This is a genomic window from Acinetobacter sp. ANC 5378, assembly GCF_013004315.1.
Taxonomy (GTDB): Bacteria; Pseudomonadota; Gammaproteobacteria; order Pseudomonadales; family Moraxellaceae; genus Acinetobacter.
In genome coordinates, this window is sequence record NZ_JABERK010000072.1 from 15,201 (window position 1) to 39,085 (window position 23,885).

The 23,885-nt window shown below is 39.6% G+C and carries 20 protein-coding genes; 13 read left to right on the forward strand and 7 right to left on the reverse strand.

Going from position 1 to position 23,885, the window contains the following annotated elements:
• Window positions 1-58 precede the first annotated feature (58 nt).
• From csrA to alaS, 3 genes are all read right to left on the reverse strand, one after another.
• On the reverse strand, window positions 59-322 hold the full coding sequence (gene csrA, locus HLH16_RS13805) for a carbon storage regulator CsrA (RefSeq protein WP_067723263.1): 264 nt from the start codon (window positions 320-322) through the stop codon (window positions 59-61).
• Window positions 323-572: 250 nt separating this feature from the next.
• Complete coding sequence (locus tag HLH16_RS13810) at window positions 573-1,853, reverse strand: aspartate kinase (protein ID WP_171529775.1); 1,281 nt, start codon at window positions 1,851-1,853, stop codon at window positions 573-575.
• A 66-nt stretch (window positions 1,854-1,919) separates the two neighbouring features.
• Entirely contained in the window at window positions 1,920-4,613 is a 2,694-nt protein-coding gene (alaS, locus tag HLH16_RS13815) for an alanine--tRNA ligase (protein WP_171529776.1), read from the reverse strand.
• Between the two features lie 429 nt (window positions 4,614-5,042).
• Here alaS and HLH16_RS13820 point away from each other — a divergent pair, with 429 nt between their 5' ends.
• Window positions 5,043-6,068, forward strand: coding sequence for a type I glyceraldehyde-3-phosphate dehydrogenase (locus tag HLH16_RS13820; protein WP_171529777.1), 1,026 nt, complete (start codon window positions 5,043-5,045; stop codon window positions 6,066-6,068).
• Window positions 6,069-6,498: 430 nt separating this feature from the next.
• On the forward strand, window positions 6,499-6,816 hold the full coding sequence (locus HLH16_RS13825) for a hypothetical protein (RefSeq protein WP_171529831.1): 318 nt from the start codon (window positions 6,499-6,501) through the stop codon (window positions 6,814-6,816).
• A gap of 18 nt (window positions 6,817-6,834) precedes the next feature.
• Here HLH16_RS13825 and HLH16_RS13830 read toward each other — a convergent pair whose 3' ends face one another.
• Both HLH16_RS13830 and HLH16_RS13835 read right to left on the reverse strand, forming a co-directional pair.
• Window positions 6,835-7,134, reverse strand: a complete 300-nt coding sequence (locus HLH16_RS13830) for an AzlD family protein (protein WP_171529778.1) — start codon at window positions 7,132-7,134, stop codon at window positions 6,835-6,837.
• Window positions 7,131-7,877: an AzlC family ABC transporter permease gene (locus tag HLH16_RS13835; RefSeq protein ID WP_171529779.1), complete on the reverse strand. Its 747-nt coding sequence runs from the start codon at window positions 7,875-7,877 to the stop codon at window positions 7,131-7,133. The genes HLH16_RS13830 and HLH16_RS13835 overlap by 4 nt, the downstream gene beginning before the upstream one ends.
• 159 nt (window positions 7,878-8,036) lie before the next feature.
• Between HLH16_RS13835 and HLH16_RS13840 the strand changes: the two genes are divergently transcribed.
• From HLH16_RS13840 to HLH16_RS13860, 5 genes are all read left to right on the forward strand, one after another.
• Window positions 8,037-8,492 carry an Lrp/AsnC family transcriptional regulator gene (locus tag HLH16_RS13840; protein ID WP_171529780.1) on the forward strand — a complete coding sequence of 152 codons (456 nt, stop codon included), beginning with the start codon at window positions 8,037-8,039 and terminating at the stop codon, window positions 8,490-8,492.
• A gap of 212 nt (window positions 8,493-8,704) precedes the next feature.
• Window positions 8,705-9,871 (forward strand): ATP phosphoribosyltransferase regulatory subunit, encoded by a 1,167-nt coding sequence (locus tag HLH16_RS13845; protein WP_171529781.1) that lies wholly within the window; start codon window positions 8,705-8,707, stop codon window positions 9,869-9,871.
• A 69-nt stretch (window positions 9,872-9,940) separates the two neighbouring features.
• The gene (locus tag HLH16_RS13850; RefSeq protein ID WP_131286690.1) at window positions 9,941-11,260 is read left to right on the forward strand and encodes an adenylosuccinate synthase; all 1,320 of its coding nucleotides are present in this window, start codon (window positions 9,941-9,943) and stop codon (window positions 11,258-11,260) included.
• A gap of 193 nt (window positions 11,261-11,453) precedes the next feature.
• The gene (locus HLH16_RS13855; RefSeq protein ID WP_171529782.1) at window positions 11,454-11,762 is read left to right on the forward strand and encodes a hypothetical protein; all 309 of its coding nucleotides are present in this window, start codon (window positions 11,454-11,456) and stop codon (window positions 11,760-11,762) included.
• 113 nt (window positions 11,763-11,875) lie between these two features.
• Window positions 11,876-12,652 carry a M48 family metallopeptidase gene (locus HLH16_RS13860; RefSeq protein WP_171529783.1) on the forward strand — a complete coding sequence of 259 codons (777 nt, stop codon included), beginning with the start codon at window positions 11,876-11,878 and terminating at the stop codon, window positions 12,650-12,652.
• Window positions 12,653-12,892: 240 nt separating this feature from the next.
• On the opposite strand, the gene HLH16_RS13865 is transcribed toward HLH16_RS13860, so the two are convergent.
• Entirely contained in the window at window positions 12,893-13,942 is a 1,050-nt protein-coding gene (locus HLH16_RS13865; RefSeq protein WP_171529784.1) for an NADP(H)-dependent aldo-keto reductase, read from the reverse strand.
• Between the two features lie 191 nt (window positions 13,943-14,133).
• Window positions 14,134-14,841, reverse strand: a complete 708-nt coding sequence (gene crp / locus HLH16_RS13870; protein ID WP_131291142.1) for a cAMP-activated global transcriptional regulator CRP — start codon at window positions 14,839-14,841, stop codon at window positions 14,134-14,136.
• Window positions 14,842-14,987: 146 nt separating this feature from the next.
• Here crp and HLH16_RS13875 point away from each other — a divergent pair, with 146 nt between their 5' ends.
• The 6 genes from HLH16_RS13875 to HLH16_RS13900 all read left to right on the forward strand — a co-directional run bounded on the left by HLH16_RS13875 (window position 14,988) and on the right by HLH16_RS13900 (window position 23,674).
• Window positions 14,988-15,410 (forward strand): OsmC family protein, encoded by a 423-nt coding sequence (locus tag HLH16_RS13875; protein ID WP_131291140.1) that lies wholly within the window; start codon window positions 14,988-14,990, stop codon window positions 15,408-15,410.
• A 497-nt stretch (window positions 15,411-15,907) separates the two neighbouring features.
• Window positions 15,908-18,490 (forward strand): ATP-dependent chaperone ClpB, encoded by a 2,583-nt coding sequence (gene clpB, locus HLH16_RS13880; protein WP_171529785.1) that lies wholly within the window; start codon window positions 15,908-15,910, stop codon window positions 18,488-18,490.
• 218 nt (window positions 18,491-18,708) lie between these two features.
• Window positions 18,709-19,536, forward strand: coding sequence for a hypothetical protein (locus HLH16_RS13885; protein ID WP_171529786.1), 828 nt, complete (start codon window positions 18,709-18,711; stop codon window positions 19,534-19,536).
• Window positions 19,537-19,538: 2 nt separating this feature from the next.
• Window positions 19,539-21,083, forward strand: coding sequence for a GH3 family acyl-acid amido synthetase (locus HLH16_RS13890; RefSeq protein WP_171529787.1), 1,545 nt, complete (start codon window positions 19,539-19,541; stop codon window positions 21,081-21,083).
• 20 nt (window positions 21,084-21,103) lie between these two features.
• Window positions 21,104-22,273, forward strand: a complete 1,170-nt coding sequence (locus tag HLH16_RS13895; protein WP_171529788.1) for a GNAT family N-acetyltransferase — start codon at window positions 21,104-21,106, stop codon at window positions 22,271-22,273.
• A 189-nt stretch (window positions 22,274-22,462) separates the two neighbouring features.
• Window positions 22,463-23,674 (forward strand): DUF945 family protein, encoded by a 1,212-nt coding sequence (locus tag HLH16_RS13900; protein WP_171529789.1) that lies wholly within the window; start codon window positions 22,463-22,465, stop codon window positions 23,672-23,674.
• Window positions 23,675-23,885: the final 211 nt, after the last annotated feature.

Sequence of the window (23,885 nt, forward strand, 5' to 3'; positions counted from 1 at the left end):
CCAGATAAATTTAAAGCGGCTTATGTAAGCCGCTTTAGGAGAAAAACATTTAATCTTTTTAACGATTAAAGTCATTCTGGGTATTCTGTGGGAAATTATCTTCTTCAAAAGAAGGTTGATAATCTTGATCGAGATGTTGAAGATGTTCGTGCATAGCGCGTTCATGTTGAATACGTTGGTAAATTTCTTCACGATGAACAGATACTTCTTTTGGAGCATTTACGCCAATACGAACTTGATTTCCTTTAACACCAAGCACAGTTACACTAACTTGGTCCCCGATCATTAATGTTTCTCCGACACGTCTAGTCAGAATCAGCATGTTTATCTCCTTGCAAAATGCTAAACCTGCAATTGATCTAAAATGTAAAAAACACAACCTTTAAATATCAAAGAAAATTTTAACAAAGCAATGTGACAAACCTCGTCCCATATAGCATTTTGCTAAAATTTTCTTAAAAGCACATGGCTAATATAACAGAGCCACTATAGGAAAAACTATAGTGGCACCGTTTTTTTCTACTTTTTTAAAAACTGTCTAACAATGACAATTTGTGACACATTTTCCGATATTATGCACGTACGCTTGATTCACCAGATTCACGGTCTAAACCGAAAGCAGTGTGAAGAGTACGCACAGCAAGTTCTAAATAATTTTCTTCAATGATCACGGAAATTTTAATTTCTGAGGTAGAGATCATTAAAATATTGATGCCTTCTTCAGCGAGGGCAGTGAACATTTTGCTTGCCACGCCAGCATGTGAACGCATACCAACACCCACAATCGATACTTTTACGATGTCAGAACGGGTTGCAACTTCACGTGCACCAATTTTTTTCGCGGTATCTTCAAGAATTGTTGTGGCTTTGGCTAATTCACCACGGTTAACCGTAAAGGTGAAATCAGTTGTGCCATCTTCTTCAACGTTCTGGATAATCATATCCACTTCAACGTTAGCATCGCCAATTGGACATAAGATTTTAGCTGCAATACCTGGTTCATCAGGTACACCTAGAATCGTTAATTTTGCTTCGTCACGGTTAAATGCGATACCAGAGATAATTGGCTGTTCCATGTTGTCTTCCAATTCAGTAGTAATAAGAGTGCCGACGTTTTGTTTAAAGTCTTCGTCAAATGCGCCATCATCGTCATTATCAAAACTTGATAATACACGTAAAGGCACTTGGTATTTACCAGCAAATTCAACTGAACGAATTTGAAGAACTTTAGAACCCAAAGATGCCATTTCCAGCATTTCTTCAAAAGAAATACGATCAACTTTTTTTGCTTTAGGTGCAACACGAGGGTCGGTGGTATAAACACCATCCACGTCTGTGTAAATTTGGCATTCATCTGCTTTTAATGCAGCAGCAAGTGCAACACCAGAAGTGTCTGAACCGCCACGACCTAAAGTCGTGGTATTGCCTTGTTCATCAAAGCCTTGGAAGCCTGCAACTACAAGTACACGGCCTGCATCTAGGTTTTCAGTTAATACGTCAGTATCAATAGATTCAATGCGGGCTTTGTTAAATGCGCTGTCGGTTTTGATGCCAACTTGGCGACCTGTTAGTGATTTTGCTTCAACTCCAATCGAGTTAAGCGCCATCGCTAACATAGAAATCGTAACCTGTTCACCGGTAGAAACCATTTGGTCAAGTTCACGCGGGTCAGGGGTTTCGGTAATGGCCTTCGCTAAAGCAAGCAGACGATTGGTTTCGCCACTCATTGCTGAAACTACAACCACTACCTTGTGGCCGTGGTCATGCCAGCGCTTTACACGACGAGCAACATTTAAAATGCGCTCGGGAGTACCCATAGAGGTACCGCCATATTTTTGAACGATTAATGCCATAGTTGTTCCATAAAAGCCATGACCCTGATATAGCTATCAGGGTCAGTTACACAAAAAGTGAAGTCTTTATTTTGCCTCAAGCCAGGCAGTTAAATCTGCCATCACCGGAGCAAACTTCTCGTTAAGTGGCGCGCCACCTTGTGCCAAGTCAGGTTTACCACCACCTTTACCACCGAGTTCGGTAGCCAAGTGCTTGATGATGTCACCTGCTTTAATGTTTGCAGTGAAATCTTTTGCTACAGATGCAAGCAGGCTAACTTTATCGCCTTCTACACCAGCAAGTACGATCACTGCGTTGTCTAATTTAGATTTCACACCGTCATGCAAGTTGCGAAGTGATTTCGCATCCATGTTTTGAACGGTGGTAATCAATGTCGAACGACCAGCAATGGTTTGAACTTGGCTTAAAAGTTCAGCTGCCTGGAAGTTCGCAAGTTTTTGGTTCAATTGATCAATTTGTTTTTGCAATTGATGAGCGGTTTCAACAACGGCTTCAACTTTTTCTACCGTTTGATGATTTTGAGCTTTTAACAGACCATTGATGTATTGAACATCACGATCGGTTTTTTGCACAATTTCCACTGCTTTAGTACCAGTCACAGCTTCAATACGGCGTACACCTGCTGCAACACCACCTTCAGAGGTGATTTTGAACAAACCGATGTCACCCGTGCGTTTCACATGAATACCACCACAAAGTTCGATCGAGAAGTTTTTATCTTCAGTGATTGAACCCATAGAAAGTACACGTACTTCGTCACCATATTTTTCACCGAACAACATCATCGCACCTTTTTCTTTGGCAGATTCGATGTCTAGAAGTTCAGTAGATACAGCAGTATTGGCAATTACTTCGCGGTTAACAATACGTTCAACTTCTTGAAGTTGTTCAAATGACACCGGTTGGTCATTGGCAAAGTCAAAACGCAGGATATCGCTTGCAACCAGTGAGCCTTTTTGTTGTACATGCGAACCCAAAACTTGACGTAGGGCAGCATGTAAAAGGTGAGTCGCAGAGTGGTTACGCGCAGTTGCAGCACGAATGTCGGCTTTAACAGTAGCTTCAACGCTTTGAGAAGCCTTTAAGCTACCCATGGTTACGATACCTTGATGAACGAATGCACCACCAGATTTTTTGGTATCTTGAACTTCGAAAATACCGGTCTCGTTTCTGAAGATCCCTGTATCACCGATTTGACCACCGCTTTCTGCATAGAAAGGGGTCTGGTTGAGTACGATTAAAGCTTCATCGCCTTCAACCACTTCTTCAACTTGTTCGCCATCTTTATAGATTGCAACAATTTGACCATCACCTTGAGTTGCGTCATAGCCTTCGAATTGAGTTTCGCTGTCGACGTTTACAATCGAGTTGTAATCAATTGCGAATTTACCTGCGTCACGTGCACGCTGACGCTGTGCAGCCATTTCAACTTCAAAGCCAGCTTCATCAATGCTTAAATCACGTTCACGTGCGATATCCGCAGTTAAGTCCGTCGGGAAACCATACGTGTCATACAGTTTAAATACGGTTTCACCCGGAATCACATTACCTTTCAAGTTAGCTAATTCACCTTCAAGCAATTTCAAACCTTGCTCTAAAGTTTTTGCAAATTGTTCTTCTTCTTTCAGTAATTGTGCTTCGATGCGTGCTTGTTGCTCTGCAAGTTCAGGATAAGCTTCGCCCATCACTTCGATGAGTGGTTGCAACATTTTGTGGAAGAATGAACCGGTCGCACCCAATTTGTTACCGTGACGAACCGCACGACGAATGATACGACGAAGTACATAACCACGACCTTCGTTTGAAGGGTTTACACCATCAGCAATCAGGAAGCAGCATGAACGTGCATGATCAGCTACAACTTTTAAAGATGCAGGGTATTCAACTGGTTTGTTATTTGCAGCAGCTTCAGCTTCAATGGCAGTGGTATCCATGCCAATGATTTCTGCAGCTGATTTGAGTAGGTGTTGGAATAAGTCGATTTCGTAGTTTGAGTTTACATGTTGTAAAACTGCAGAAATACGTTCCAAACCCATACCTGTATCTACAGAAGGCGCTGGAAGAGGGTGTAATACACCATCCGCAGTACGGTTGAACTGCATGAATACGTTGTTCCAGATTTCAATGAAACGGTCGCCATCTTCTTCAGGTGTACCCGGTAAACCACCCCAGATATGATCGCCATGGTCAAAGAAAATTTCAGAACATGGACCGCAAGGACCGGTATCGCCCATTGCCCAGAAGTTGTCTGATGCGTATTTTTCGCCTTTGTTATCACCAATGCGGATAATGCGGCTGGCATCTAGACCGATTTCCTTGTTCCAGATGTCAAATGCTTCATTATCAGTATGGTAAACAGTGGCGTAGAGCTTATCTTTAGGTAGCGCCAACCATTCATTGCTCGTTAAGAATTCCCAAGCAAATTTGATCGCGTCACGTTTAAAGTAATCACCAAATGAAAAGTTACCTAACATTTCAAAGAATGTATGGTGACGTGCGGTATAACCGACGTTGTCCAAGTCGTTGTGTTTACCACCGGCACGTACACATTTTTGTGAAGATGTTGCGCGAACATAATCACGTTTTTCCAAACCCAGGAAGCAGTCTTTAAACTGGTTCATCCCGGCATTGGTAAACAATAAAGTCGGGTCATTGGCGGGTACAAGTGAACTCGACGCGACACGTGTATGCCCTTGCGATTCAAAGTAACGCAAAAATGCTTCACGAATTTCAGCTGATGTCATAAAACGAGTACTCACAACCAAGTCACTCCATATTTTGTATTGGCTAGTAGTGTACCGAGCATTTTTATGCAAAATGAACTGCTTCAGCACACTGGGCTTAAAATTTTAAAACGCCAAATTATAACGGAAAAACCCTCATGCACCAATCACTTTAAGGCGAATTAATGACAATTCTGTGTAATCACTATATCGGCATATTGAGAGAAATCTCTACCTCAATTTAAAGCTTGGTCTTATTTTTAAAATTTCATCAAGGATTGAGTGAATATTTTTATATCGCAAGAATTGGCGTTGCTCTGGTGTGAAATAAATGGGACAGGGGGATAGGGAATGATTCACACAACCATATTTCATAAATTGATGTACAGAAATGGTATTGGTATTTGATTAAAATCCATTAACATAGGCACGTGTTTACATCTACCCAAGAGTTAAGGATATCTGATGCAACGAGTAGCCATTAATGGTTTCGGGCGAATTGGTCGCAATGTATTACGTGCTTGGTTTGAAAATCCCAAAGATTTTCATTTTGACATTGTGGCGATTAATGATGTTGCAGAGGTGGAGACTTTAGTTCATTTATTTAAATACGATACTACGCATGGACGCTTTAAAGGCAAAGTCGAAGCGTTGCTGGAAAATGAACAGATTTTTTTGCATATTTCAGCCGGTTTGGCGCAATTAAAAGTACAGGTATTCTGTCAGCAACAGCCTGAACTCTTGCCTTGGAATAATTTAAATATTGATGTGGTACTTGAATGTACCGGCTTGTTCCGTTCACGTGAAGCGGCAACCAAACATATTACCGCAGGAGCGAAACGCGTCATTATTGGCGCTGCACCTTTTGACAGTGTGGATGCTGCTATTGTTTATGGCGTAAACCATTACGAAGTTAAAGACACCGATCAAATTATTTCCAGTGTATCTTGTACCACGCAAGCCTTGGTTCCTTTAGTTAAAATTATTGATGATGCTTTTGGAATAGATACCGCTTTGATGACTGAAATTCATGCGGTAACGGCTGATCAGTCGGTACTGGATCATGCGCATCGTGACCTGCGTCGTGCGCGTGCTTCGGGGCAAAATATTATTCCCACCACATCTTCAGCCTTGGCTGCATTAAAACGTGTGATGCCAAAAATGGAAGACCGGATTGATGGTTATTCCATTCGTGTGCCCACCATTAATGTCGCTGCCATTGATTTAACTTTTGTGGCTCAATCGCATGTCACAGCACATAAAATTAATGAAGTCTTGGTCAAGTCAGCACGGCACGATTATGCTGAAATTATGGATGTGACCGATGAACCTTTGGTGTCATCTGATTTTAATCATTCACCTTATTCTTTAATTGTGGATTTAAGCCAAACCATGGTGGTTGGACATCAGGCCAAGGTATTTGCCTGGTATGACAATGAATGGGGTTATGCCAACCGCTTGCTGGATTTGTGTGAGTCATTTACATCATAAAATTGAGATAGCTAAAAAATATTAGAGGGCAATCCTCGTTGTTCTGAATATTTTGATACTATGAGATGCTTTAAATAAAGTGTCTCATTGATCCATTATTTTGGGATGACGATGTTCGAAGCGTAAATAACGAGGTCAATAACGATGAGGCTTCGAAATTAGAACAAAACTTAATAAATTGATAGCATCAAACACTGATAAAATGGTGTTTTGGTCGAACTAAATAGATCAATAAATATAAACTTTAGCTTGATAAAAATTGATCTGTAAAAATGAAATGGTTTTTCAATGTGTCTGTGAAAAGGTTGAGCTTTTTTAGTAATTTTTAAATAAATCAGATTACTTAAATCAAGCTTTTAAAAAAAATCACTTCATTAATCCACCATGATATTGAATAATAACTAAATAAAATAAGAGCACCAGTCCTATGTTGATATTTATATGGAGTTTTATTCTGCTATTAGCCATAGCAGTGATTTTTTTGATTTGGGCACAGTTTTCAAATCAAAATGAGGCAGTCAGTGATGACATTCAAATGAAGCAACAATTAGAAGAAAAAGTGATTCATTTGGAAGAGAACTTAAAGAAAACTTTGGAAATTATGCAGGACTTGGCCAAAAAAATGCATATTCAGCAACAAGTACTCGATAAAACCACCAATAAACTCAGTCAAGTCGAGTTGCAAAATGCTGAATTGGTCGGATTATTAGCAAAGGCAGTCAATTCCTCGGACAGACCATCCATATAACTTCATCTTTGTTAGGATCTAAAGAATAACCAGCCTTAAAATAGCAGCAGACATCATGCTAATTAAAACTGTAGGCAGTAATGAAAAACGTGAAGCTGCTATGAGGGTAATCACAATTGCAAGCAGGTCAGCAGGGTTGTCCTTGACAAAATAAGGTGCAATCACAGAAATAAGCACACAACCGGGAACAACCTCTAAAATGCGTTTCTGGCGATTTGTTAAAGTCTTGTTTTTCAGTAATACATAACCTAAAACACGCGTGAGGTAGGTTGTCGCTGCAATAAAAACAATAGCAAGAAGCGTTGTGGAGTGAATCATTGTTCATCTCCCATTAAAAAGAACGCAGATGCGATTCCTGAGATTGCACCGATCGGTACATACCAGCCTTGCGGTAAATATAAATAAGCCAAAGCAGCGGCAATTAAACTGACCAACCATGGGTGAGCTGCGCGAAAACCTTTCCACATGCCACGCAATAACACTAAAAATACCGCAGGGAATGCCATATCAAAACCGAGGCGATGAATGTCACCCAGAACTGGGCCAATGATTGCGCCTAAGCTGGTAAAACCGACCCACATGATATACAAGGCAAAGCATAAGCCTGCATAAAATGGCATGCAGAAAGCCTGTTGGTAACCCGAGATAGATTGTCTCTTTTGCGCATCGGCTAGACTGACGGCCCAACTTTCATCAACCATAAAAAACAACGCAGGAAAAACTTTTTTATTGGGCAAATGACGCAAATAAGGCACCAAACTTGCACCCATCAATAAGTGTCTACTGTTAACCAAAAAGGTAATAAATATCAGCATTAAAATATTTGGTGGGTTGGTCCAGACTTCCAGAATGGCAAACTCAGAACCGCCGGCGAAGTTCAGTCCTGTCAGTAATGGTACTTCTAGAAAGCTAAAACCTTTTTTGGTGGCTTGAGCCCCTAGCACCAGTGCAAATGGAATAATACCCAGCAGTAGGGGGATAGACGTTTTAACACCGCGCTTAAATTCAACATACTCCTTTGTATAGGTTGAATCGTGAACGGTGTTTTTTAACGTCAACATGCGGTTTTACCTGAGCAGAGAGGGTTTGTTTTTTAAGAATGGTATTTTATAAGGGTTGGAGTGGAATTTTTCGCTTAAATTAGCTTGCTTTGGGTTTAATTGAGCATTAAAAATTAACAATGATGATTAATTTGAAATTAAATTCTTTGGTAGGTCAAAATGGATCAAGTTGATAAACGTATATTGAAAGCTTTGCAGCAAAATGGAAAGTTGCAGAATAATGAATTGGCGCAAGTGATTGGATTATCACCCTCACCATGTTTACGTCGCGTAAAACAGTTAGAAGATGATGGCATTATTGAAAAATATGTGGCTTTAGTTGATTCCACTAAAGTTAATTTGGGCTTAACGGTTTTTGCCCGCATCTGGTTAAAAAGTCAGGATGCAGAAACAGTCGACCAGTTTGTAGATGCGATTCAGGATATGCCTGAAGTTGTAGAATGTCAGTTAATGGCAGGGGATTGTGACTTCTTTTTACGGATTGTGGTGGCCGATCTGGATGCGTACCGTAAGTTTCAGATTCATCATTTAAACAAAATTTCAGGGCTGCAAAATGTAAAAACTGAAATTCCATTGCAGAAGATTAAGCAGACTACAGAATTGCCATTAACCTAATCATGGACTGATTTAGTATCATATTTAAACTGTATGGGTGCTTTAATCGAATCGGGCGATTTTTGTCTGATTAAACAATAAGTATTCCGCTGGTTTTTGTGAAAAAGTCAGGTGCACAGCCAAAACTATCGTGCTAGACTAGGAGAAATCGGGTGTGCTCCCGATTTTTTTATGCGGATAACTTCCGCTCTGACAGAATTTAGGTTTACAACATGCCCATTTCAGAGACATGGTTATTACCTGATGGTGTAGCTGATGTATTACCAGAACAGGCGCAAGTGATTGAAACTTTGCGTCGTGACGCACTAGATTTCCTCGCATCTCGAGGTTATCAATTGGTGTACACGCCATTTATTGAATACATCGAATCTCTATCTTCTCTTTCAGAATCGAATCAAGATTTAGACTTAGCCACTTTTAAAGTCATCGACCAGTTATCCGGTCGTTTACTTGGTGTGCGTGCCGATATGACACCACAAGTGGCTCGTATTGATGCGCATGTACATCCAGTAGATGGTGTGGCTCGTTACTGCTATGCGGGAACGGTTTTACATACGAAACCACAAGGGTTTAATACCACACGTGCACCACTGCAATTAGGTGCAGAGCTATTTGGTTCGGACAGTATTGATGCTGATGTCGAAATGGTTGATGTCATGCTCGGCTTGATTGAAAAAGCAGGCTTGGCAGAAGGGATCCATCTAGATTTAGGGCATGTCGGTTTGTTCCGTAGTTTAGTGAAACATGCGGGTTTGACAAAGGCTGTGGAAAGTCATCTTTCTGACCTTTATCAACGTAAAGCATTACCTGAACTTGCTGAATTTACCCAAGAACTAAAATTTGGTGCAGATTTTTATACACTAGGTCGCTATTCAAGTGATCTGGATGCATTACAAGCCAATTTAAGTGCTGAAATTTTCGAGGATGAAGCATTCAAGCAAGCCTTTGATGCCTTGAAAACGACTCAAATCGAAATTCAGTCACGTTGGCCAAATCTGCATATTGGTATAGATGTTGTAGAATTACGTTCATACCATTATCACACTGGTTTAATGTATGCAGTGTATGCACCAAACCGTGCGGCTCCACTGGCTCAAGGTGGTCGCTATGACGGCATTGGCGAACATTTTGGTCGTGCGCGTCCTGCCACTGGTTTTTCGTGCGACTTATATGCGTTAAGCACAGGTCAATTTAAAGATTTAAATGTGGTTGTTGCACCTAAAGGTACGGATGCAGATTTGCTTAAAGCAATTTCAAATGCACGTACACAAGGCTTTGGTGTAATTCAATTACTTGGAAATGACAGTTTAAACTCGGTACCGCATGCAACTCACCAATTGGTGAATGTGGCAGGTGAGTGGAAAGTCGAAAAGATTTAATGACGTGAATTGGTTTCAAGTCACCAATTCAAGTTTTCAATTTTAACAGCATGATGCAATGAGGCTATTATGGGCAAGAATGTTGTGGTACTTGGTACCCAATGGGGCGACGAAGGTAAAGGTAAAATCGTTGACCTGCTCACAGATCAAGCGGCTGCGGTAGTTCGTTACCAAGGCGGACATAACGCTGGTCATACACTCGTGGTTGGTGGTAAGAAAACTGTATTACACCTCATTCCATCTGGTATTTTACGTGAAAACGTATTGTGCTTAATTGGTAACGGTGTTGTTCTTTCTCCTGAAGCGCTCATCAAAGAGATGGATATTCTTGAAAAAGAAGGTGTTCCGGTTAAAGAACGTCTACGCATCTCTCCAAACTGTCCGTTAATTTTGCCGAACCACATTGCACTTGACCAAGCGCGTGAGAAGAAACGTGGTAATGCGAAAATCGGTACCACAGGTCGTGGTATTGGTCCAGCGTATGAAGACAAAGTTGCACGCCGTGCAATCCGTGTTGCTGACCTGGTTCGTGGTGGTGAACATCTTAAAGCTCAACTTGTTGAACTTCTGGATTACCATAACTTCCAGTTAACTCAATACTACGGTGTTGAAGCGGTTAAATTAGAAGATGTGCTTGCACTTTGCGACCAATGGCGTGAAGTCGTTGCTCCACTGGTTGTGGACGTCACTACAGAATTGCACAATTACCGTAAAAACGGTGACAACATTATGTTTGAAGGCGCGCAAGGTTCACTTCTTGACGTAGACCACGGGACATATCCGTATGTCACTTCTTCAAACACCACTGCTGGTGGCGTAAGCTCAGGTTCAGGTCTTGGTCCTTTGCACCTTGACTATGTATTGGGTATCACGAAAGCGTACACGACTCGTGTAGGTGCTGGCCCGTTCCCAACTGAACTTGTTTACGATGCTGCGAACGATGTTGGTGATGCGATTGGTAAACATCTCGGAACTGTAGGTTCAGAATTTGGTGCTTCAACGGGTCGTCAACGTCGTTGCGGTTGGTTCGATGCTGAAATTCTTCGCCGTTCAGTAGATGTAAACTCACTTTCAGGTATTTGCTTAACTAAACTTGACGTTCTTGACGGTTTAGAAGAAGTGAAAATCTGTGTAGGTTATGAAGCTGCAGATTCGGGTTGTGTCGGTTCTTCTGATGCGCTTGCATTTGAATCTTTAAAACCAATCTACGAAACTATGCCAGGTTGGTCTGAGTCTACTTTCGGTGCTAAAACATTAGAACAATTACCACAAGCTGCGCTTAACTATGTTAAACGTCTTGAGCAATTGATCGAATGCCCAATCGATATTATTTCGACTGGTCCAGACCGTGAAGAAACCATCGTTTTACGTCATCCGTTTGATGCTTAATTTAAGCTGATATAACGATGTTAAAAAGGCCTCGCTATTTGCGGGGTTTTTTTATGTTCTTATTTTGATAATGCACTAAGAGAATATATGGGGAGAAAATTTTGCCCAGACTAAAGTTGCATCAGAGAATACTGTTTAAATAACTGGCACTTGTTAGAATACCAAACATAAAATAAATGAAAGGTTGTGCGGGATGCATAAGAATATTTCAGGAACGATTTTTTATTCCTTATTATTTGCCATGGGTGGTGCGCCCACCATTGCGATGCTGATTATTCAGGCACAAACGCAAGATCCAAATATTATCTATACGGCATTTATCGGTTTAAGTGTGATTATTGCCTGCATTCTAGTTCCATTAATTCTCATTCAAAATGCTATTTTATTTTTTAAAAGAAAAAATGAGCAGCTTGAACAGAAAATTAAACCCCTTTGCCAGGTGTATTTGGTTTTGAATGGTTTATGTCTTATTTATTGGCTTATTTTTCAGTTTGTTAAATAGACACAGTTACATAAATAATATGAATATGGAGGGAATAATAATTTAAAGCTTATTCATGATTCCCTATAATCTGTCTAAAACTGATATCTGTTTTCAAGGTGGAGATTATTATAATGAATAGCAAACTCGTTTTAAGTTTGTGTGCGGCTAGTGTGATCACTATTTCAGGCTGTACGACTGTAGCAGAAATGGCCGGGGCAGATTCATCGACATTAAATGTAACAGCGGCACAAGGCTTTAATAAAACCGTTCAGGAAGCGAGTGCAAATAAAACTTTAGATACATCTTCAACGACTTATAAACGCATTAATTCTGTATTTATGCGTTTAAAACCTTATGGCGATCAAATCAATCAGACTGGCCAAAAATTTGACTGGAAACTGGCTGTTCTAAAATCAGATCAGATTAATGCGTATGTGGCACCCGGTGGTAAAGTGGTGTTCTATACCGGTATCGTGAATAAATTGAACCTGACGGATGCAGAAATTGCGGCAGTCATGGGGCATGAAATGGTACATGCTTTAGAGGAACACTCTAAAAATAAAATTGGTCAACAAGCATTAACTGACTTGGCTTTAAACATTGGTTTAAGCGCTGCTGGAAGTAATGTGGGCCAGTTGGGTACTGCTGCAGCGCAGTTGGGTGCCCAAGTAGGCGTAGGTTTACCTTTTTCACGTAGTTTGGAAAGTCGTGCCGACCAAGGTGGTTTAATGCTCATGGCGCGTGCGGGTTATAATCCACAAGCAGCTATTACCCTTTGGGAAAAAATGAATAAACTGGAAGGTGCAGGGGGTGCATCATTCTTGTCTACTCACCCTTCAAATGGCCAGCGTATTGAAGCAATGCGTAAAAACTTGCCCGCAGCTCAAGCGATTTATAACAAACGCTAATGGGTAGTTAGGTTAATTAAAAAGGATGCCTAAGCATCCTTTTTAATTTTTGTACCTTCATCCCTTATGGAATAAATTCCTCATCCCAAAGTGAGAAGAGCAGCACTGCCGCGCAAGGGTGAAGGCTTTAAGGATTCTGAAGTTATCAGAAATTAAGAAGTCCTTTTTCACTTTAAAACTGGGTAAAACTTCTTTACTTCAATTTTCTAATTTCATTTTAAAGCAGTGCTTAAAATGAAATTAGGGCGCTGGATTCGGCTGTTGACGGTGAATATCTTCAATGCCCTGTAAAACCTCTGCGGATAAATCAATTTCGAACGCCTGGATATTTTCTTTGAGTTGATCCAAGTTTGTTGCACCAATAATGGTGCTGGTCACAAAGAACTGTTGTTTGATAAATGCCAATGACATTTGTGTCAGGGTTAAACCATGTCGTTCAGCAAGTTGAGCATATTGTTCGGTTGCCCATTCGCTCTCTGGATTGCTATAGCGGCTAAAACGAGAAAATAGTGTGACGCGTGCATTTGCAGGACGTGCACCATGACGGAATTTTCCAGTCAAATAACCGAAAGCTAAAGGTGAATAGGCAAGCAGTCCCACATTTTCATAATGGGCAATTTCAGACATGCCAATTTCATAAGTCCGGTTCAGCAGGCTATAGGGGTTTTGTACACTGACAAATTTTTCCAAGCCCAATTTTTCAGCCAAATGTAAAAATTTTAAGGTTCCCCAAGGGGTTTCATTAGACAGGCCAATATAGCGAATACGGCCTTTTTTAATTTCATCACTTAAAGCGCTTAAGGTTTCTTCTAAAGCGGTGATTTCTGTGTCTTGATGGGCTTCAGTATTGCCATAACCGAGCTTGCCAAAGAAATTGGTTGGACGTTGTGGCCAATGCAGTTGATATAGGTCGATATAATCGCTTTGCAAGCGTTTTAATGAACCATCTATGGCTGAGCTGATCTCTGCAGCTGTAAAGCGAGTTAGTCCATCGCGGATGTGGCTGCCGCCTTGTGAGGGACCTGCTATTTTTGAAGCAATAAAAAGCTGATCTCGTTTGCCACGCTCTGCAATCCAATTACCCAAGATGGTTTCGGTTGTCCCTTGAGTTTCAGGTTTTGGTGGCACAGGATACATTTCAGCCGTATCCCAAAAATACAGACCTTGATCTAAAGCATATTCAAGTTGTTGAAAAGCATCTGCCTGAGTATTTTGTTCACCAAAAGTCATGGTGCCTAAACAAATTTCAGGAACCAGAATTCCTGTATTGGCTAAAGGTTTGAGTTGCATAGCGCTTGGTCCTTGAGTTTTTATCATGAAATTTTAAATGACTTAAGGCTACCTGATTTTTTGATCAGCGTTAAATCATCAATAGTTTTAAAGTTGTCATAAAATTTACAAAAGGATGTGAATAAAAATTTATGCGTAAAAAAAGCAAACCCTAGGGTTTGCTTTTTTTATGAGCACTAAAGAATAAACACTTATTCTTCGTCTGCAAGCTCATCTACAGCTACATTTGCATCTTCAGTTGACACATCAAAAATAAGAATGGCTTTACCATCCGTTTCGATCATGCCTTGTTCTTCAAGCGTTTTTAAAACGCGACCCACCATTTCACGAGAACAACCAACGATACGGCCAATTTCTTGACGTGTAATACGGATTTGTCGGCCATTTGGTAAAATCATGGCTTCTGGTTGAGAAGAAAGGTCGATTAAGCAACGCGCAATACGACCAGAGACATCAATAAATGCCAGGTCAGTCACTTTACGTGTTGTATTTTTTAAGCGACGAACAAGCTGAGCAAATACAGCATAGCTCAGATCTGGATACTGCTTACTTAACTCGTGGAAGTTATCATAGGTAATTTCAGCAATTTCACAGACGTCACGTGTACGGACTTCCGCAGTACGTTGTGGATTTGCTTCAAAGAGACCCATTTCCCCAAAAAAGTCTCCTGCATTCAAATACGCAACCACAATTTCACGTTCATCATCTTCACGTAAAATAATGGATACTGAACCTTTTAAAATTAAATAAAGTGATTTTGATTCAGTGCCTGCGTCGATAATTGCAGTACGTTTTGGATAGCGATTAATATATGCACGTTTTAATAATGCTTTGACTGACTCTGGTAATTGACCAGGAGAAAGTGCATCGGTGCTAAGTTGTGAAAAGCTTGCAGTCATGCTAACGGTTCCGAATATGGATAAGTAATAGATCGCACAGACCTAAAATGAACTTGTCACATAGAAGAGATGAAATTCCTTATCAACTCAATTTATGTTAGTGTACAGGTACTTCGTAAATTTATAGCTTTTTTCAGGTAGTTGCAATGCAAACAAGCGTACATTGGCTAGAGAATGTTGCTTTTGAAGCAAAATCAGAAAGTGGTCATCACATTGTCATGGATGGTGCTGAGGCATATGGTGGTGAAAACCGTGGTCCACGTCCCATGGAGCTGATATTAATGGGACTTGGTGGGTGTGCTTCCTTTGATATTGTGACTATTTTAAAGAAATCACGCCAAGATGTGACAGGGGTAACATGTCAGTTAAAGGCGGATCGTGCTGATACAATTCCTGCGGTGTTTACCAAAATTCATTTACACTTTGTCGTGACTGGTAAAGCTGTGAAAGAAAAACAGGTAGCTAAAGCGGTTGAACTTTCTGCTGAAAAATACTGTTCAGCAAGTAAAATGTTATCTGATGGTGGTGTTGAAATTACCCACGATTTTGAAATTATTGAAGCTGCGTAATAAAAAAATTAATGGCAATTCCAGGTGGATTGCCATTTTTTATAAACAATAAAACTTAAAATTATTCTATAAAATATAATCAGTGCAATCCTAATGCACAATTTTAAAACCTGATTTCATCACTTCATTTCTTATTTTATCAAAATTAAATCTCTAATCTTTTACTGAATCAAAACTTTGATCAATCAAATTAAATTCGTATATAAACTAAAAGCAAATATATAGTTTTAAAATTTCATAGCTACATAGGCTGAGTAATCCATTATGTTAACCAAACATTGTGATGAAATATATTTTGAATAGAATTTGATACAGAAGATACTAAATTTAGCTTGAAAAAAGCGAAAGACATACCCATATTATAACTAAGCTTTATGTGTTATTTTTGTTTATTTAGTCTTTGAAAATTAAAATATTTTTTAAGAAATTATATTGAAAAATATCAAAGCATTCCCATCTATTACCCAAGTACAAAATTTGTTGTGAGGAAAATAAGAATGCGTTTTGAAAAATTTACAAATCGCTTGCAGCAAGCTTTATCGGATGCTCAATCTTTAGCAATGGGTAAAGACAATACCTCGATCGAAGGTATTCACATTTTATCGGTGCTCTTGCAGGAGCCCGCCAATATCAGCTTGTTACAACAAGCCGGGGCAAATCTACGAGATCTTCAGACTAAGCTACAACAAGCATTGAATGATGCAGCGACTATTGCCAATCCCACTGGAGATATTAATCTTAATCCTGAAGCGGTACGTGCTTTAAATTTGGCAGACAGCTATGCACAAAAAGCTGGGGATGAATTTTTATCCACTGATTGGGTATTGCTTGCTTTAGCTGAAACCGGTGCAACAAAAACTTTACTGAATAATGTAGGCGTGACATCTGCAGGCTTGCGCAAAGCAATTGAAAATATTCGAGGTGGTGAAAAAGTCATGAGTAATACCCACGAAGATCAACGTGATTCACTCAATAAATACACCATTGATTTAACTGAACGTGCCATGTCAGGTAAATTGGATCCCGTGATTGGGCGAGATGAAGAAATTCGTCGCACCATTCAGGTTCTGTCACGTCGTACCAAAAATAATCCGGTACTGATTGGTGAACCAGGTGTTGGTAAAACTGCAATTGTAGAGGGGTTGGCACAACGAATTGTCAATGGCGAAGTGCCAGAAGGCTTAAAAGGTAAACGCGTTTTATCTTTAGATTTGGGCTCGTTACTTGCAGGTGCAAAATATCGGGGCGAGTTTGAAGAGCGATTGAAAGCCGTTCTGAAAGATCTGGCCAAATATGAAGGCGAAATCATTCTCTTTATTGATGAATTGCATACTCTGGTCGGTGCCGGTAAGGGTGAAGGTGCTATGGACGCAGGCAATATGCTGAAACCTGCATTGGCACGTGGTGAACTGCATTGCGTAGGTGCAACAACGCTAGATGAATATCGTCAATTCATTGAAAAAGATGCCGCGCTAGAACGCCGTTTCCAGAAAGTATTGGTCGATGAACCGAGTGTTGAAGACACCATAGCAATTTTACGTGGTTTGAAAGAAAAGTATGCCACCCATCATGGGGTGCAGATTCTAGATTCAGCCATTATTGCTGCTGCGAAAATGTCGCATCGTTATATCACAGACCGTCAATTACCCGATAAAGCCATTGATTTGATTGATGAAGCAGCTTCACGGATTAAAATGGAAATTGACTCGAAACCTGAGCCACTCGATCGTTTGGACCGTCGTTTAATCCAGTTGAAAATGCAACTGGAAGCGGTAAAACAGGATGAGGATTCAGTCAGCAAAGCTGAAGTTTCACACTTGGAAAAACAAATCGAAGAAGTTCAACGTGAATATAGCGATTTGGAAGAACAATGGATCGCTGAGAAAAGATTGGTTGAAGGTACCAATCAGGCGCAAGTGGAATTGGATAAAGCGCGTACTGCTTTTGAAAAAGCACAACGTGAAGGTGACTTGGCAGAAGCGAGCCGTTTGCAATATGGCGTGATTCCTGAATTGCAAAAACGTCTGGAAACTGAAGAAGTTGCTGAAGAAAGTAATGAAGAGCCAAAACTCATTCGTACCAAAGTGACTGAGAATGAAATTGCGGAAGTGGTCAGTGCTGCAACCGGTATTCCAGTGGCGAAAATGCTGCAAGGCGAACGTGAAAAACTGCTTCAAATGGAAGATTTCTTACATAATCGTGTAGTTGGACAAGATGAAGCGGTGGTTGCCGTATCCAATGCGGTACGTCGTTCACGCGCAGGTTTATCTGATCCGAATCGTCCAAGTGGTTCATTCTTGTTCCTTGGTCCAACAGGTGTGGGTAAAACAGAATTGACCAAAGCTTTGGCAAACTTCTTGTTTGACAGTGATGATGCCATGGTTCGTATCGACATGAGTGAATTCATGGAGAAACATTCGGTGAGCCGTTTAGTCGGTGCACCTCCAGGATATGTGGGTTATGAAGAAGGTGGTGTATTAACCGAAGCGGTGCGTCGTAAACCTTATAGTGTGGTGTTGTTTGATGAAGTAGAAAAAGCGCATCCAGATGTGTTTAACATCTTGCTGCAAGTTCTTGATGATGGACGTTTAACTGACTCTCAAGGGCGTGTGGTCGATTTTAAAAACACAGTCATCGTCTTAACGTCTAATCTAGGTTCGCAGGATGTACGCGAATTAGGTGACAATGCAACCGATGATGAAGTTCGTACAGTGGTAATGAGTGCTGTTTCTCAACACTTCCGTCCAGAATTCATTAACCGTATTGATGAGCTGGTGGTGTTCCATTCACTGAAAAAAGCACAAATTCGTGGCATTGCAGATATTCAGTTGAATCGCTTGCGTGCACGTTTAAGTGAAAAAGACATGCGCCTTTCTGTGGATGATAGTGCCTTTGATCAATTGATTGATGCTGGTTTTGACCCTGTGTACGGTGCGCGACCATTGAAACGTGCAATTCAACAGCAGGTTGAAAATACATTGGCCCAAAAAATCTTGAGCGGGGATTTTCTACCCGGTGACACGATTTTGATTAAAGCTGAAAATGGTCATCTTGAGTTTGAAAAAATGAAATTAAGTTAATCACTTGCTTAAACCAGAAGATAAAAAAACCCAGCCTCGGCTGGGTTTTTAATTTTTACGTTTGTCGTATTTATTGTTTAGATACGTAAAGCTAATTGCAATTTATCAATTCATAGTTTTACTATTGCATTTGAATCTACAACTTGGATGTGTAGATCATGGCTTTATAAAAAACAAAAAAAGCGCTTGCTGGATAGCAAGTGGAAGGGATAAAAACTATGTTGGAATTTAAGCTTTTACGGCAATTGAAAAAGGAGCCGTATAGTCAGTATAAACATACCGGTAATGTGACAATACAAGAAATCAAGCGTATGTATGATATTTACCAAAAATATTATGCCAATACCCGTTATGAAATTTTTGAACGTGATTTTTTAGAAAAAACTGGTGTTTTCTTTATTATCGAGCCTAAAAATAAACAAATCGTCGGCTTCTCCACGGTGATGGAACGTGACTTCGTGGTCAATGGCAAAGCTCGCCATGCCTTTTTTAGTGGTGACACGATTATTGAGCAAGCTTATTGGGGAAATCGGGCTTTAACGCGTGCCATGTACCGTTATATCGTTAGCTTTAAAATGCGTTATCCACTGACGCCAATTTACTGGATCTTGATTTCCAAAGGCTTTAAAACCTATTTGTTGCTGGCGAATAATTACTACAGTTATTATCCGCACTATGGTGAAAAAAATTCGCATTTACAAGATTATGTCGATTCCTATTGCCGACAATATTTTGCCGAATATTATGATAAATCATCAGGGCTACTGAATTTCGGTGAAGATTATCAACCTTTAAAAGCAGACGTTGCACCAATTACCAAAGAATTACGCGAGAAAAATACCAAGATCGCATTCTTTGAAGCAAAAAATCCAACATGGGTGGAAGGGACAGAATTACCCTGTATCGGTGAACTACGTTGGAGCGATTTATATCGCTTTATTAGCCGCTTCATGACCAAAAATATAAGTGTGGGCAAAGTGGAAAGCCAAATACCACAAAAGCGTCCATTACATATTGCTTCGGATTCAGATTCTAAGGTGGCGTAACTATGGGATTGCTGCTGTCAGCTTCACATCAAATACTGGAATTCGCCTGCCGAAAAGCCTTTCATCGTTATCGGCAGCAAGCGAATGATTTAGAAACGGTACAACGTCAAAAGTTGGATCAGTTTTTAAAGCAGCATACTTCGCAAAATCTGAGTTATGAACAGTTTGTAGAAAAATATCCACTTACCCGTTATAGCCATTGGAAAGAAAAAATTGAACAGTCTCGCCAAAGTGGCAAAAACTGTTTGGGGTCGGGAAAAATTGTTCGCTTTCAACCCACCAGTGGTTCAAGCGAAGCGCTGAAATTCATTCCCTATACGCAAAGTTTTTTAAATGAATTAGACGAAGCCATTGGTTTATGGCTCACTAATTTATATCGTGAATATCCACAATTAAAAAATTCAACCCATTATTGGTCGGTGTCATGGTTACCAGAAAGCCAGCGTAAACTTTTAGAAAACAGTAATCTCAATGATGACAGCGCATTACTTAATGTTTCAAAACGTGTTTTAAGTAAAATTACTCAATCTGTGCCGGCTGAAATTGCTTTAGCAGCTTCAGCAGAAGATGCGATGTTTGCAACCGCTGTATTTTTGGTTGCGGATAAAAATCTAGGTATGATTTCAGTATGGAGTCCGACTTTTGCACTGCAATTATTGGAGGTGATTGAACGGAATCAAGATGAAATTGTGAAAGTGTTGAGAACGGGGCAATGGAAACGCCGCAGTCTGGATTATTTGGAAGCACCACAATCCTCAGAGCAAAGTTATAAATTACAACGCTTAGATTTAAAAGACCCAACCGCTTGGACAAACCTTTGGTCTAAATTAACCTTAATTTCCAGTTGGGATACAGCAAGTGCTGAACGCTGGGCCAAACATTTGCAAGATCGTGTAGCGAATGTTGCTTTTGAGGGCAAAGGCTTATGGGCAACAGAAGGCGTAGTCACGATTCCTTTGAATAATCGTTATCCACTTAGCTATCAGTCACATTTTTATGAATTTTTGAATTTAGAAAGTGGTCAAACCGTACCTTCATGGAGGCTTAAACAGGGTGATATTGTGAGTCCTGTTATTACTACGGGTTCTGGACTGATCAGGTATGTGATTGATGATGAACTTGAAGTGACCGGTTTTTATGAGAAAGTCCCATGTTTTTTGTTTTTAGGACGAAAAATGACGGTCGATTTGGTGGGTGAAAAAATTGATCAAATCACCGCACAAAAGGTATTAGCCACATTCCAACAAGAGGATTATGTCCCGGTAAGTTTGTTAGGGATTGAGTTTTGTGAGATTAAAAAGCCTCACTATGTTTTATTAAGTGAAGGTAATTTAGCCAAGCAACCTTCAGCAGCAGAATTGGATGAATTGTTAAAAGAAAATTTTCATTATGAATTGGCACGAAATTTAGGTCAGTTAGATGAACCTGAGGTGAAACATGTAGATGATGCTTGGCATTACTATAAAACCTTAGCAATGCATAATGGAATGATCGAAGGGAATATTAAACCTGAACCTTTGAAAAAAATGAAAACAAAAATAATTTAAGTATATCTGAGTAAAACTATATGAGCTTAAACGTATTGTATGCACAAAACGATAATGAAAACCAAATTTATCGCTCGAAAAATGAACCGAACTTTCTGGTACGTTCCGCCACTGCAGCAGATGACGAGCAACTGGTGCAATTGATTGCGGAAACCATGCCAAGCAATGGTATGACTTGGGCTTTTGAGCGTTATCCAAGTTATCTCAGTGCCAGTCATGCACAATATAATTGTCCAGATATCAAGTTGGTTGTACCGGAGGAAAATCAGGCACAAGTGGTTGGTATGATGAATCTCGGTTGGCGCTATTGTTTTATCAATGGTCAAGCAGACTTATTGCGTTATGTTGCGGATTTGCGCATGCATCCTAAGCACCGTGGTAATAAAGTGCTGCGTCTACTGATGGACTATGTCTATGACGAAATTCCACTGGATACTATTTTTGAAAGTGTGGTTTTAGAAGATAACACCGTTGCATGTAATATTTTGCATAATGTGCGTAAAGGTTTTCCCGAACCGTTTCATTATGATGATATTCGTACCTTTACGGTGTCACAAGCGCAGAAACCAGCACAATTTAAACAATATCGTTTTCAGCAAATGAATGCGAGCCATATAAATGAAGCCAATGCATTTATCTTGACGATGAAACAGCATTATAATTTTTTACCGAATTATGATTTTTCAGGCTTGGTGGAATCGAATCATCCCTTTTGGTTGGGCATGAATATCAATGATTTTTATCTCATATATGACCAAAATAATCAAATTGTCGGTCTGTATGGTTTGTGGAATCAAAAAGCTTTTAAACAAACCCGTGTTGTCGATTACTCTTTGCCCTTAAAAGTCATTAAGCCTTTTTATAATGTCTATGCTGGCATTCGAGGTGTTTTGTCGTTACCGAAAAAAAATGATGCCTTTGAATATTTGATGATTCATAGTGCTTTATGTCATCCAGAGCAACAAGAGGTTTTTGCCAGTCTGATTTTTCATGCTAAGCAACAGACTAAATTGTGTCGTAAACAAGCCTTTTGTATTACCTTGGCAAATAATGACCCACGTATTCATTGGATGGGCAATACCACCTCTCATGTGATTCAAGCCAAGCATTATTTCCATAGCTTTAAAGGCACTCCCTATACCAGCTTTGATCGTAATAAAATCAGTTATTTTGAAGTGGGACGTATTTAATTGATATTTGGGATGACCCAATCATGCAATGTGATTGGGAGTGGAGCGTTATTTGAAAAAATTATATTAATTTTCATTTTTTAACTTATACTTGTTTGTAAAATAAGCAAAAAATGAGACGTGTGATGTCAAAAATAATATGGGGTTGGGTGGTTTTGTTGTATTGGCAACGGCTGCTATAGGGGGGATTTGTATGCAGATAAAAGTTTAAATTCGTATTATCAGCAGAATCAAAAAACCAATTTAGTTTCGATTCAATATAAAAATTTTAATATGGGCGCAATGCAGGGTTCTGCAGACTGGGTAGCTCAATTGTCATTTGATCCGTGTAAACCTAAAGATGTCTTGATGCTAACGGGTACAGATGAAATTAAACGCAGTTGGAATGGTTATCATATTGAATCGAAAATTAATTTACAGCAAGGCAATGAAGTTTTTCAAAAAATACTCAAACAGCCTTTAACTGCTCAAACCAAGATTGATTGGTTGGGTGTGGTGCATTCCTCATTGACGACACTAGTTTTTGAAAAAAATGATGCGGATATACAAACCCGAATTGATTCAATGATTTTTAAAATGGATGCAAAATCAACAGGCGATCAATTAGAAATACTCAATGCTAAACTTCAAATACCGAATATGACCGTTAGCGATAAATTTGGTCATGTACAGATACGAGAAGTAGAGTTCGAAACCACTCAAGGCTTAAATTCTAGCTTTGATGAAGGGAAAACCCGATTGAATATTGCTTCGATTAAACGTACCGATCGAAATGTACAGCAATTTGGTAGTGGTGAATTTAAAGATTTTACTTTGCTGATGAATACAGGTATTGATAAACACACGGTGAATTTTGATACTCAACTGAATATTAAAGAAGTGGTCATGCATAAAATACCGACTTTTCAAAAGTTGCAAATGAATTTCAATCTGAAAGCACTGAATAAGCAAAAAGTACAAGCTTTCTTTGATTTATTGGAAAAAAATAGTGAAGTGTGTATAGCTAAAGAACAATTATCTCAGGAATTGGCTGATCACCTTTTATCCATTGTGAATGAAGGTTTTACTTTTGAATCGCAAAATAATCAGATTAAGTTGGGTGAAGGGTATGCTAAAACAAGCTTGAGTGGCAAGGTGATGCCCGGTCATCAATCTTCATTTGCTAGCTTGGTTAAAATGGCACCCAGTTTAGTCGAGTATCAGGCCAATATTGAATATGATAAACAAATCATGAAAACCCTGATGAGTAATTACTTGCAGCAAGACGGTAAAATACTGTCTGATCAAGAACTTGAACAAATGCTAAATGGTATGCAGCAAGCGATGCAAGCCAAACGAGATGGTGATGTGTTAAAAGTAGGCATTGAATATAAATATGGCGAAAAGAAATTTTTAAATTAAGAGCTGAGCTTAAAAAAGGCTGCTAGATATGCAGTCTTTTTAAATTGCAGAATCCGATTATCAGATGCAGAAGAAGAAAGCGGCTGAACAATGAATGTTGAATGAAAAGCAAGCCGGGACTCATTCAACTATTCGCTTATTAGATTCAGTGAATCAATCAGATAATTTACGAATGAATTATTATGAAGGTATTACCATTGAGATGAAACGA